Annotated in this window: 15 protein-coding genes; 6 read left to right on the top strand and 9 right to left on the bottom strand. The window is 71.2% G+C overall.

The genetic code is table 11. The annotated features are described in order from the left end of the window. From VK611_05960 to VK611_05950, 3 genes are all read right to left on the bottom strand, one after another. The coding region (locus VK611_05960; protein HMG40853.1) for an RNA polymerase sigma factor at positions 1-811 on the bottom strand (811 nt) is incomplete at its 3' end. Positions 812-834: 23 nt separating this feature from the next. Then, entirely contained in the window at positions 835-1,593 is a 759-nt protein-coding gene (locus VK611_05955) for a L,D-transpeptidase (protein ID HMG40852.1), read from the bottom strand. Next, positions 1,593-1,985, bottom strand: a complete 393-nt coding sequence (locus VK611_05950) for a hypothetical protein (GenBank protein HMG40851.1) — start codon at positions 1,983-1,985, stop codon at positions 1,593-1,595. Before VK611_05950 ends, VK611_05955 begins: the two co-directional genes overlap by 1 nt. Positions 1,986-2,096: 111 nt before the next feature. On the opposite strand from VK611_05950, the gene VK611_05945 reads away from it, so the two are divergent. Beyond that, complete coding sequence (locus VK611_05945) at positions 2,097-2,921, top strand: class I SAM-dependent methyltransferase (GenBank protein HMG40850.1); 825 nt, start codon at positions 2,097-2,099, stop codon at positions 2,919-2,921. 28 nt (positions 2,922-2,949) lie between these two features. Here the strand turns inward: VK611_05945 and VK611_05940 are convergent, their stop codons facing one another. From VK611_05940 to VK611_05930, 3 genes are all read right to left on the bottom strand, one after another. Next, positions 2,950-3,675 carry a VOC family protein gene (locus VK611_05940; GenBank protein HMG40849.1) on the bottom strand — a complete coding sequence of 242 codons (726 nt, stop codon included), beginning with the start codon at positions 3,673-3,675 and terminating at the stop codon, positions 2,950-2,952. Between the two features lie 100 nt (positions 3,676-3,775). Next, positions 3,776-4,480: a hypothetical protein gene (locus tag VK611_05935; GenBank protein HMG40848.1), complete on the bottom strand. Its 705-nt coding sequence runs from the start codon at positions 4,478-4,480 to the stop codon at positions 3,776-3,778. Positions 4,481-4,508: 28 nt separating this feature from the next. Next, on the bottom strand, positions 4,509-4,670 hold the full coding sequence (locus VK611_05930; GenBank protein HMG40847.1) for a hypothetical protein: 162 nt from the start codon (positions 4,668-4,670) through the stop codon (positions 4,509-4,511). A gap of 56 nt (positions 4,671-4,726) precedes the next feature. Here VK611_05930 and VK611_05925 point away from each other — a divergent pair, with 56 nt between their 5' ends. The 4 genes from VK611_05925 (at position 4,727) to VK611_05910 (ending at position 6,492) form a co-directional block, all read left to right on the top strand. Then, a complete protein-coding gene (locus VK611_05925; GenBank protein HMG40846.1) occupies positions 4,727-4,927 on the top strand; it encodes a hypothetical protein in 201 nt (66 codons plus the stop codon). An 85-nt stretch (positions 4,928-5,012) separates the two neighbouring features. Beyond that, positions 5,013-5,414, top strand: coding sequence for a hypothetical protein (locus VK611_05920; GenBank protein HMG40845.1), 402 nt, complete (start codon positions 5,013-5,015; stop codon positions 5,412-5,414). Beyond that, positions 5,411-5,626, top strand: coding sequence for a helix-turn-helix transcriptional regulator (locus VK611_05915; GenBank protein ID HMG40844.1), 216 nt, complete (start codon positions 5,411-5,413; stop codon positions 5,624-5,626). The genes VK611_05920 and VK611_05915 overlap by 4 nt, the downstream gene beginning before the upstream one ends. A 113-nt stretch (positions 5,627-5,739) precedes the next feature. Beyond that, the gene (locus VK611_05910) at positions 5,740-6,492 is read left to right on the top strand and encodes an enoyl-CoA hydratase/isomerase family protein (GenBank protein HMG40843.1); all 753 of its coding nucleotides are present in this window, start codon (positions 5,740-5,742) and stop codon (positions 6,490-6,492) included. A gap of 5 nt (positions 6,493-6,497) precedes the next feature. On the opposite strand, the gene VK611_05905 is transcribed toward VK611_05910, so the two are convergent. The 3 genes from VK611_05905 to VK611_05895 are packed head-to-tail and all read right to left on the bottom strand — an operon-like array spanning position 6,498 to position 9,849. After that, positions 6,498-7,334, bottom strand: a complete 837-nt coding sequence (locus VK611_05905) for an SDR family oxidoreductase (GenBank protein ID HMG40842.1) — start codon at positions 7,332-7,334, stop codon at positions 6,498-6,500. A 10-nt stretch (positions 7,335-7,344) separates the two neighbouring features. Then, positions 7,345-8,265, bottom strand: a complete 921-nt coding sequence (locus VK611_05900; GenBank protein ID HMG40841.1) for an ABC transporter permease — start codon at positions 8,263-8,265, stop codon at positions 7,345-7,347. A 6-nt stretch (positions 8,266-8,271) separates the two neighbouring features. Further along, on the bottom strand, positions 8,272-9,849 hold the full coding sequence (locus tag VK611_05895) for an ABC transporter substrate-binding protein (protein HMG40840.1): 1,578 nt from the start codon (positions 9,847-9,849) through the stop codon (positions 8,272-8,274). 111 nt (positions 9,850-9,960) lie between these two features. On the opposite strand from VK611_05895, the gene VK611_05890 reads away from it, so the two are divergent. Then, positions 9,961-11,676, top strand: coding sequence for a CocE/NonD family hydrolase (locus tag VK611_05890; GenBank protein ID HMG40839.1), 1,716 nt, complete (start codon positions 9,961-9,963; stop codon positions 11,674-11,676). The last annotated feature ends 142 nt before the right edge of the window (positions 11,677-11,818 follow it).

Here is an 11,818-nt window from a genome sequence, read left to right as displayed (position 1 = left end):
AGGTCGGGACCCCGGAGGCGGCGAGGGCCGCGGCGGCCTCGGCCTTGAGCACCGGGCCGGCGGTCACGAGCGGCACGGCGGCGAACATCGCCTCGGGGCTGAGGGCCAGGGTGCGACGGTCGTCGCAGTCGGAGCAGCCGCGGGTGTGGGCGGTGATCATCGCCGCGGCGTCGCGGTCGAACCGGGTGGTGCCGGCGTCGGCGAGGAGGGTGCGCAGGGCGTCGCAGCGGGGCCGGCCCAGCTGCCACAGCGTCCAGGCGCCGATGGCATCGCCCAGCCGCTTCTTCAGTCGGAACAGGCGCTGGTGGGCGGCGTTGGCGGCGATGCCCAGCTCGTCGGCCAGCTCGCCGGCACCGAGACCGTGCCGCAGGTGGAGGTTGAGGATGCTGGCGTCGTCGTCGCCGAGCGCGGCCGACGCGGCCCACACGAGGTCGTCGCGCTCCCGGTCCGTCACCGGCCCCGCGGGGTCGTCGGCCACGCGTCGCTCCCGGTCGTGGTCGGCGAGCGCCGCCTGGTCGCCGACGGGCCGGGCCCGTTGCTCGACGGCCAGCCGGTTGAGGCCCTTGTTGCGGGCGATGCGCAGGACCCACCCGCCGAACGACTCGGGTTGCCGCAGCGCTCCGACCTGCTCCCAGGCGGTGGCGAAGGTCTCCTGCGCCACCTCGGCGGCGGTGTCGCGGTTGCGCACGATGTGCCACGCCACGTCGAAGGCCCGGTCGAACCACCGGTCGAACAGCTCGGCGAACGCCTCGCCGTCGCCGCCGACGGCCCGGCGGGCCAGCTCGACGTCATCGGAAGCTCCCGTGCGCACCGCGACCATCCCACCACACCCCGTCACCCGATCGTCACCGGAGTGCCGAGGTGCAGCCGCGCCTCGAGCGCCTCGGCCACGTCGTTGGGCACCCGGATGCACCCGTGCGACACCGCCTGGCCGATGCTGGCCGGGTCGTTCGTGCCGTGGATGCCCACCTGGCCGTCGCCGCCGGCGAACTCGGTGAGCACGTCGGAGTGGGCCGACAGGCCGAAGGCGAAGGGCCCGTAGGTGTCGTCGGGGTCGCCCGTGGCCAGCTTGTCGACCACGTAGAAGGCGCCCGTCGGGGTCGGGGCAGCGGAGGCCCCGACGGCGATGGGCGTGGTCAGCACCACCTCGCCGCCGTCGACGAGCGTCAGCGTGCGCGCCGCCAGGTCGATCTCGACCCGCTCGTCGAACTCCCGCACCTCGACGTCGGCCCGGGCGATCCACCCCGTCGACCCGTTGGGCCGGTCGGGGAGCGCCACGTGCAGCCAGTCGCCCTGCTCGTCGAGGACGAGCAGCGCCCGGGGCGAGCCGAACTCGGTGGTCGCCGGGAGGTGGTGGCTCGGCGGAGCGCCGGGCTCGGGCGACACGGCGAGCTCGCCGTCGGCCCGGGCCACGAGGGTCGTGCCCTCGGCGGAGGCGGTGGTCGGGGTGGTGGTGGGGGTGGTCGAGGCCGGGCCGTCGACTCCTGGGGAGCCGGCCGCGGCCTCGTCAGCGGGGGCGGACCCGCCGCCGCCACACGCCGCCGAGACGGCGACGGTGGCGGCCAGCAGGAGCGCCCGGACGTGGGTGCCCATCAGCCCGTGAAGTTCGGGTCGGCCGGGACCGACGGATCGACGGGCTCGGGGTCGGGACCGACCTCGGGCTCCGGCTCGGGCGCCGGGTTGGGATCGGGGCAGTCGGCGTCGGCGTCCTGCGGGCAGGGCTCGGGATCCGGGGAGCAGTCCTCCTCCACCGGGTCGCACGGGTTGCTCGTCAGGTCGTCGCAGGTCGCCACGAACGGCGGGCACTCGGGCTCCGGCTCGGGCTCCGGCGGCAGGCAGCCGTCGGGGCCGCAGGGATCGGTGGTCGGCGTGGTCAGGTCACCGGGGCCCGGGGGCTCGGCCGCGGCCACCGTCGCCGGCACCAGGACGGCGCCCAGGGTCATGGCGCCCAGCAGCATCCGGGTCAGTCGGTCGGTCAGGTGCATGTCGCTCTCCTTGCGTCGGCCCCTCCCTCCGAGGGGTTCGACGTTCCTGACCACCGACCGCCCGATCTCTTACACCCCCAAGGCTCGTTCGGAGGACGGCAGGATGCTGGTGTGGCCTACGACCCGACGATCTACCTCGGAGCCGCCCAGCACTACGCCGCCGGCCGCCCGCCCTACTCCGCCGGGCTCGTCACGACCCTGCACCGCGAGGTCGGTCTCGACGGCCATGGCCGCCTCCTGGACGTGGGCTGCGGACCCGGGATCCTCGCCGTCGAGCTCGCTCCCCACGTCGACGAGGCGATCGGCCTGGATCCAGACCCGGGGATGCTCGCCGAGGCCGCCAGGCGAGCCGCCCAGCACGGGGTCGCCGACGTCGAGTGGCGGCAGGGTGTGGCCGAGGACATCTCGTCTCTGCAGCTCGGCACGTTCTCGCTGGTCACCTTCGGCCAGTCGTTCCACTGGACCGAACGGGAGCGAGTCGCCGAGGCCGTCTACGACCTCCTCGATCCCGGCGGGTCGATCGTGCTCCTCGCCCACACCGTCGAGGGGCGTCCGGTGCCTCCGAACCCCGGCCACCCGCCGATTCCCCACGACGAGGTGCAGGACCTGGTCGAGCGTTACCTCGGGCCCCGCCGCCGGGCGGGACGAGGCTTCGCGTCGCCGCAACCGGACCGCTACGAGGACGCGCTGGCCCGCACCCGCTTCGGTGCGCCCCGCCACGTCTTCGCCCCCGGACGGCCGGACGTCGTGCGCGACGTCGACAGCCTCGTCGCCGGCTGCTTCTCGATGTCCTGGTCCGCTCCCCACCTGTTCGGTGACAGGCAGCCGCCGTTCGAGGCAGAGCTGCGGGCCCTGCTGCTCAGCCGCTCCCCCGAAGGGCTGTTCTGGGACTGGCCGGGCGACACGGAGCTGGTCATCGCCACGAAACCGCCCTGACCTCAAGGGCTCGGGGTCGGACCGCCGACTACGCAGGCGGCAGGACGCAGAACTCGTTGTCGTCGGGATCGGCCATGACGACCCGGTCGACGTCGCCCTGGCCGATGTCGACCCGGGTCGCGCCGAGCGCCACGAGACGTTCGACCTCGGCGTGCTGTTCGGCTCCGTCGAGCGGCGCGACCTCGAGGCGGAGCCGGTTCTTGCCGAGCTTCGGGGACAGTGGCGGACCACCCCAGGTGATCAACGGCCCGGTGCCGTCGGGAGCACGGATCGCCGTCTCCTCGTCCTGATCCCAGACCAACGGCCAGCCGAGCACGGCGCTCCAGAAGTACCCGACCTCTCGCGTCCCGTCACAGGTGATCGAACCCAGGCGCCCGCAGCCCGCGAGGAACGAGTTGCCCGGTTCGATCACGCAGAGCTCGTTGCCCTCGGGATCAGCCAGCACGACGTGGCCCTCTTCGGGTCGCTGCCCGATGTCGATGTGGCGCGCGCCGAGCTCGACGAGCCAGTCCACCGAATCCCGCTGGTCGTCCAGGGACGTGCTCGTCAGATCGAGGTGGAGCCGGTTCGGGCCCACCTTGGGCTCCGGGACCGGCATGAAGTCCATCCGGAACCTCGTGCCGTCGGTCGGCAGGAGACGGACCTCCTCGGCGGTCTCGTCAGCGACCTCCCAGCGCAGTGCCTCGGCCCAGAACCGCGCGAGGCCCAGCGGATCGTTCGCATCGACGCAGAGCGCAACGAGCCGAAGAGACATCCCGCCCCTCAGCATCGCAGCCGGGCGACGACGTCTCCCGACATTTGTCGACGCCGGACTGGTGCCACCTGTCGAGCGTCACCCGAGGGCTGACGACTTCTCAGGTCCAGCGCACGGGGTTGTCCGTGGTGATCGCGGCTCGGAAGACCTGGGCCAAGAGGTCGACGAACTCGATGCGGTAGCTGTCCGGTCGTCCCTGATGTCGTTCGGCGCGCTGTTCCAGGCGCATGGCCCGGAACAGCTCACGGGGCGGTTCGGTCCGGCTCACGAGGTAGACCCCGTGCGGGTCGAATCCCATGTCGATCCCGCTCCCGTCGGCCTGTACGAAGGCGTTGAGGTGAAAGGCCCTGCCCGCGCCGATGGCGTCGTAGTCGTTGACGATGATGCCGGTACCGACGTCGACCAGGTACCAGTTGTCGCCCAGGTCGCTCCGGTGCTCGAACAGGGCCAGCTCTGCGAGTGCTCGCACCGCGGCAGCCGGGTTCGTGGTGCCGCCGTTGAGGTGGGGGATCTCGGTGCTGAGGGTCGGGAACAGATCCCGACCTGCCCTCCCCAGAGCGGCATCGAAGGCCTGCAGGTCTGGCCAACTCGCCGCCCGGACACGAGCGAGCTCCATGTCGGGGTGCTCGCAGCAACCGCGCATCCAGGCGTCGAAGCGGCGCCAAGGCTCGGGGTCACCGCCTTCGGGCAGGTCAAGGGTGAGCCAATCGTCCTCGTCGCGGATCAGCAGCTCGGGCGCGAACGGCGGCGGCCTGGTCAGGCCCTCGCGGCGACACGTGCACTCCACGCTGGCATCGAGCCCCATGGGTGATCGATCCTTCGTCGGGGCGGCTCTACGACGGGAGGCCGTAGTCGATGAGCGTGGCGTTCCCGTCGGTCACGTCGACGCCGTGGGTGGAGCTGGTGCGATCCGGGTTCGCCCCTGGCATCGGCCAGCACCCGCCCAGAGCGACCACGCCGGCACCCGACGCGAAGCCACGCAACAGCCTCTTCATCGATCCCGCGCCCTTCACCTCCACAGCCAACTGCCACCCACGCTAAGGGCGTCGCCGTGATCACCACATCCGTAATCGCACGGATTCTCGCCGACGCCAGGACCCAGCGGCCGAACGTTCGGCCGGCGGGGAGCCGGGACACCCACAGCCCCAGGACGCAGGCCGACCGCCGCTTCCTCGAACCTCTGAGCCCCGACGACAGCCACACCATCGTCGCCGCCCTCGAACGCCTCCTCCTCCGGGCCGAACCCAGCTGAGCTGGCGTTCCGGGACGGCCTGGGGCCACAACTTCAATGACAAGGTCGCTTGTCATTACGACAAGTGTCCTTTACAGTTCTGTGCATGGCCGCCAACACGACGATCGAACAGCGCCAGCGAACCGCCTACCGCCGGGACATGGTGCCCGCGATCACCGGCTACGCGGTCGTCCTCGCTCTGGCCCTCTCCCTGGTCGGCGACAAGGTCGACCGCGTCGGCGAATGGGTCCTGCTCCTGCTTCCCATCGTCCCCGCGCTGTGGGGCGTGCGGGCCGTGGTCCGGCATCTCCGTCGGATCGACGAGTACCAGCGATCCCTGCAGCTGGAGGCCATGGCGGCCGGCTTCGGCGTCGCCATGGTCACGGCCATCACACTCGGCTTCGTCGGCGTCGGCGGCGCTGCCACCCGGGCGGCAGGGTGGATCGTCTACGGCGCCGGCATGGGTACGTGGGCGCTCGTCGCCCTCGTGCAGGGCCGCCGAAGGTGAGAAACCGACTCCGAGTGCTCCGGGCAGAGGCGGGATGGAGCCAGGCCGCGCTCGCCGAGCGCCTCGGGGTCTCCCGCCAGACGGTCAACGCCATCGAGACCAGCCGCTACGACCCCAGCCTGCCTCTCGCCTTCGCCATCGCTGCCGTCTTCGAGCTACCGATCGAGGAGCTCTTCTTCCCCGACGCCAACCCGACCGAGATCACCAGTTGACGTACAGCATCCTGCTGTCACCCGACCACGCCCGAGCCCGGCAGAGTGCCGCCTATAGTGGATCTCAGATACCTGAAAGCTCGATATAGACCCGACAAGGCGGAGGGGGCGAAGTGATCGTCGAAGAGACCGTCGACCGGCTGAGGATCCTCACGATCGCCCGGCCGGAGCGGCGCAACGCTCTGTCGCGAACGATGGCGCAGGACCTGATCGGCGCGGTGGGCCGCTTCGGCGACGACAAGTCGGTCGACGTGGTGCTGCTGACCGGCCGCGGTGGCGAGGCGTTCTGTGCCGGCGCCGACCTGAAGGAGATGGCAGCCGACCAGGCCGCGGGCAAGGCATTCGAGCCGATCCTTCCCGACCTGTACCGGGCGTTGTTGGCGACCCCCAAGCCGACGGTGGCGGCCGTCAACGGCGACGCCGTGGGCGGCGGGTTCGAGCTCGCGCTCGCCTGCGACGTGCGCGTCGCCAACGACGCCGCCCGCTTCGGCCTGCCCGAGGCCCGATCGGGGATGGTCCCCCGCTTCGGCGTGCTCGCCCTGGCGGCGCTCGGGGCCCGGGCGCTCGCCGCCGAGCTGGGCATGTCCGGAACGTTGGTGCCGGCAAGCCGCTTGGCGAACGCCGGCCTGCTCAGCCGCGTCGTCCGGGCCGACGCGGTGCGCAGCACGGCACTGGAGCTGGCCCGCTCGCTGGCCGCCGCGCCGCCTGGCGCCGTCGCCGCCGTGAAGGACCTGTTGGTGCGGGCGCCGCTCGCCCCCTTGGTCGACCTGCCCCACCAGCTCCCCGAGGTCGGCTCCTACGGCTCCGCCGAGTGGGCCGCCGGGGTCGCGGCGTTCGGTGAGGCCCGGCCGGCGTCCCACCGCTGAGCAGCTCACCCGTCCAGAAGTACCCCGTAGCCGCCGTCGACCGTCAGGACCTGGCCGGTGACGTAGGCGGCGAGGTCCGAGGCCAGGAAGGCGACGGCACCCGCGATGTCGTCGGGGCGACCAGCCCGTCCGAGAGGGGAGCGCCCGGACGGGCTGGTCGCGTCGTCGGTGGCGTCGTCGCGGCGGTAGGTGGTGAGGTTCCGGCCGGTCAGGACGACCCCTGGGCAGACCGCGTTGACCGTGATCCCGTCGGCAGCGACGTCGGCGGCGAGCGATCTGGTGAGACCCAGCACTGCGGCCTTCGACGCCGAGTAGGCGCTGCGGTGGCGGAAGCCCCGGACGGCCGCCAGGGAGGCGATGTTGACCACGCGCCCCCACCCGCGCTCCCGCATCACCCGAATCGCCGCCTGCGTCATCATGAAACCGCCGCGGACGTTCACCGACATCTGCTCGTCGAACGCCTGGATCGGCACGTCGGCGTTGTCGGCCCGGTCGGCACCGTGCGGTGCCGCCGCGTTGTTCACGAGGATGTCGCAACCGCCGAGCTCGCGCGTGCACCGATCGACGATCGAGGCAGCCGAGCCCTCCGCGCCGACATCCCCGACGACCAGGGTGGCCCGGCCACCCCGGGCGAGCAGCTCATCGACCAGAGCCGACGGCCCGGGCTCTCGACGGACCCGTCCGTCGACGTCCTCGACCGGCGAGGGGCGGCCGAGGTCGTTGACGGCGACGGCGGCGCCCGCCCCGGCCAGCATCCGTGCCACCGCGGCCCCGATGCCGTCGAGTCGACCGGCGCCCGTCACCAACGCCACCCGGCCGGCGAGCGCATCGGGAGCGAGCATCGGCGCTGGGTCAGCTGCGCCGGGCCCGCAGCCGCGGGTTGGCGAGCGCGCTGAGCGCATCGGCCGCGAAGCTGGACACCACGTACATGACCGTCCCGACGAGCACGACCCCCTGGATCATCGGGTAGTCGCGGCTGAGGACGGCGTTGTACGCCAGCCGACCGAACCCCGGCCAGTTGAACACCGTCTCGATCACCACCGCGTTGGTGATGAGGATGACGATGTAGACGGCGGCGAACCCGATCACCGAGACGCACGCGTTCCGGGCCGCGTACTTCCACACGACCAGGCGCTCGGGCAGCCCCTTGGCCCGGTGCATCTTGATGTACTCGCTCGACATGACCTCGATCATGCTGGTGCGCATCAGCCGCGTGATGCTGGCGGCCAGGATCAGGCCCATGCTCAGGCCCGGCATGACGTAGTTGCGCCAACTGCCGGTGCCGCTGGTCGGCAGCCAGCCCAGGTTCACCGACAGCCACAGCATCAGCAGCAGGCCGAGCACGAAGCTCGGCAGCGACTGGCCGACCACGGCGACGAGCCGGGCGATCAGGTCCCAGACGGTGCCGCGGTGGACACCGCTCAGGATGCCGAGCGGCAGGCCGATCAGCAGGGCGAACCCCAGCGACACGAGTGCCAGCCGGATCGAGCTCGGGAGCACGGCCCGGATGGTGTCGGCGACGGGTTGACCGCTGGTCACCGAGGTGCCGAGGTCACCCTTCGCCGAGTCGCCGAGGAAGCTGAGGTACTGGCCGGGGAGTGGACCGTCGAGGCCGAGCTTGTCCTCGAAGTGGGCCACCTGCTCCTCGGTCGCGTTGGGTGGCAGCAGCAGGTCGAGCGGATCTCCGATCGCCCGACCTGCCGCGAACACCACGACACTGACCAGCAGCAGCGTGAGCAGCGCTTCGAGCGCCCGTCGACCGAGGTAGCGCATGGTCGGCTACTCCAGGAACAGCAGCTCGCTGATGTCCATGTCCGAGGTCGCCTGGCCGAGGTCGAGGTCGGCCGGCACCTTCGCCGGGTTGCCCGCCCAGAGCTGCTGCACCTCGGCGACGGGCGTCCGCAGGAAGTTCTCGTCGATGTAGGCCTGGGCTTCCTCGAGCTGGGCCAGGTACTCGTCGTCGCTGGGGGCCGTCTCGAGCGCCTCGATGAAGGCGTCGATCTGGGGGTCGTCGTGCAGCGTCAGCGCGCCGGTCGAGTGCATCAGGACCCGCAGCGTCGGATCCGGGTACCGGAGGTCGGCATCTCGGATCCAGGCCACGCTGTTCGCCAGGGCCGGATCCCGCTCGACCATCTGCTCCCGGATGGTGGTGTACTCGGTCTGGACGATCTCCGGATCGAGCCCGATCTCGCTCCAGTAGCCCGCGATCGCCTCCATGAGCTGCGGACCCTCGGAGAGGCCGGGGAGTGAGTAGGAGAAGAGCTTGACCTGCGTGCCCTCGGCGCCGGCTTCCTCGATGAGTGAGCGAGCCTCGTCCGGGTCGTAGGGGATCTCGCCGGGCCCCGAGTAGCCGATCGAGGTCGGCCAGTCGGGGAAGAAGTTCGCGGGCTCGGCCTTGCCGTCGAAGATCGTGTCGATGATCGTCGTCCGGTCGATCGCCAGGGTCATGGCCTCGCGGACCTTCGGGTCGGCGAAGATGCCCTCCCACTGGTTGAGGAGCCACAGCTCCACGTGGGACAGCACCGGTGAGGCGATGACCACGGAGCCGCTCGACTCGGCGTCGGCGACCAGGTCACGGGGGATGTCGATGAAGTCCGCCTCGCCCGTCTTCAGCATGTTGACGCGGGTGGTGGCGTCGTTGACGTTCATGAAGACCAGGTGGTCGAACCGGGGCGGCCCTCGCCAGTAGTCCTCGTTGGCGACGAGCGTGATCTTGGTGTTGCCCGGCTCGGCCGCGTCGAACATGTACGGCCCACTCCCGACCGGGTCGGTCACGAAGTTGCCGCCGCCCTCCACGAACGCCTTCGAGACGACGTAGGCCTCCTGGCCGTCGAGCCGGGTCAGGCGCAGGTGGAACAGCGGTCGAGGCAGGTTGAAGTCGAACTGCACCGTGGTCGGGTCGACGACGGCGACGGCCCTCAGCTCGTTGCGCATCGTCGCCGCCCAGGAGGTGACCGAGTCCTCGGACGTGGCGCGCTCGATCGAGAACTTCACGTCCTCCGCAGTGATGGGATCCCCGTTGTGGAAGGTCGCGTCGTCGCGGAGGGTGACCGTCAGGGAGGTGTTGTCCTCGCTGTACTGCCAATCGGTTGCGAGGCCGGTGGTCGTGTTCGGCTCTCCATCGGCATCGAGCCCGATGAGGGGGTCGAACAGCGGCGAGATGTAGGGCTTGATGGCGGCACCGCTGGATATGGGATCGAAGCTCTCCCGGATGCCGGTGATCGCGATCGTCAGGTCACCGGCCTCGAGGTCCGCCGCCGAGGCGCCGCCTTGATCCGCTCCGTTCCCCGTGGTCCCGTCGTCCGAGTCGTCGCCACCGCACGCAGTTGCCACCAACGCAACCAGCGCGAGCAGCACGAACGGAAGTCGATGAAGTCGCATCTACCTTTGCCCCCCTACGGATACCCGATCGAACGTTCGGTAAGTTGATCGTATCTCACGTACGGTGTCAAGAGCCGAGGAGGAGACATGGCACCCATGAACATCATGATCGACCGGGACGTGATGGTCCCCCTGCGTGACGGCACGCGCCTGGCGACCGACGTCTTCCGCTCGGCGGACGACGGTCCGCACCCGACCCTCCTCCTGCGGACCCCCTACAACAAGCGCAACCGGGCGACCTGGGGCCCGGCCCTGCTGGAGTTCGACGACGCGCTGGAGCGGGGCTACGCCGTGGTCGTGCAGGACTGCCGGGGGACGGGAGCCAGCGAGGGGACGTTCGCTCCGATCCTGCAGGAGCGCGGGGACGGCCACGATGCGATCGAGTGGGCGGCTGAGCAGCCGTGGAGCAACGGTCGCGTCGGGATGTGGGGGATGTCCTACATGGGGGTGACCACGCTGCAGGCGTGCGTCGACGCCCCCGCCGCGCTGAAGGTCGCCGTGGCCTACATGACCGCCGGCGACCACTCCTCGTCGTGGGGCCGCACGGGCGGCGCCTTCGAGCTCGGGTTCAACCTCCGCTGGGCGCTCGACCAGGCCGCGGGGCAGCTCGCTCGCTCCGGGGCGGTCGACGAGGCGCTGGCCACGGAGGTCCGCGACGAGGTCGACCGGTTCTGGGCCGATCACCGGGGGTTCTACGCCTCGAACCTCGATCCCGCGCGCATCGCACCGGCGACCGCCACCGTCGTCCCCAGCTACCGGCAGCTGCTCGAGCAGGACGACGCGGTGATGGCCGGCATCGACACCATCGCTCAGGCCGAGCGGTTCTCGGTGCCCGTGCTGGCGATCGCCGGCTGGCAGGACGGCATGCTGCGGTCGCTGCTCCGGCTCCATGCGGCGCTCGTGGGCAAGGGCCCCGAGCATCTGCGGGACCACCACCGACTGATCGTCGGGCCGTGGGACCACGGGGCCTACCTCAGCCCGATGACCGGCGCGATGGCCGGGGTCCGCCACTTCGGACCGGGCGCGGTCGGAGGCCGCGTGGGGCTGAAGGACCAGGCGCTCTCCTTCCTCGACCGGTGGCTGGTCGACGACACAGCGCCGCCGTCCCCGAAGGTCCGCTACTTCGACATGGGGCCCAACCGGTGGGTCGACGACGACGTCTGGCCGCCGGAGGCCGAGACCGGGCGCTGGCACCTGTGGAGCGGGGGCCGCGCCAACTCCCGCCGCGGCGACGGCCGGCTGGCGCGGCTGCCACCCCCGGCGCAGCCGAGCGACGGCTTCACCTACGACCCGATCGATCCGGTGCCGACCGTCGGTGGGCGCAGCCTGCTCTACCCGTTCACCCCGAGCGGCTTCCAGGAGCAGTCCGCGGTCGAGGACCGTGACGACGTGCTCGTCTACACGTCCGCCGCGCTGGTCGAGCCGGTGACCGTCCGTGGAAGCCTCGCGCTCGACCTGTTCGTGCGCACCAGCGCGCCCACGACGGACTTCGCCGCCACGCTGGCCGACGTCTCGGACGACGGCTCGTTCTCCGTCGCCGACGGCATCACCCGGCTCGACCCCGGCGTCCCTGGCGAGCTGCGGCGCGTCGTGATCGACCTGGGCGACACGTCCTACCGGTTCGACGTCGGGCACCGGATCCGGGTGAACCTCACGAGCAGCTCGTTCCCGCGCTTCGACCGCAACCGCAACGTCGCCCCGGACGCCGACGGGCCGGCGTGCGCCGTGGCCGTGCAGCACGTCCTCCACGACCCGGAGCACCCGTCCGCCCTGGTCCTGCCCCACCCGACGTCACCGGCCTAGGGCTTCCTGTCCGGGGGTTGAGGTTGCAGATCCACCTCGTTGGAGGGGTGGTGGTGGACCCTGTGGTTCCTTCCACAGATCCAGAGGAGCCCACCACCGTGACCCCGGCAGAGATCATCTATCAGCGACGTGCCCGTGTGCT

This window comes from Acidimicrobiales bacterium (assembly GCA_035316325.1).
In the GTDB taxonomy this organism is placed as follows: domain Bacteria; phylum Actinomycetota; class Acidimicrobiia; order Acidimicrobiales; family VFJN01; genus DASXTK01.
The sequence above is the reverse complement of the archived record's forward strand: the minus strand, read 5'-3'. Positions and strand labels throughout refer to the sequence as shown.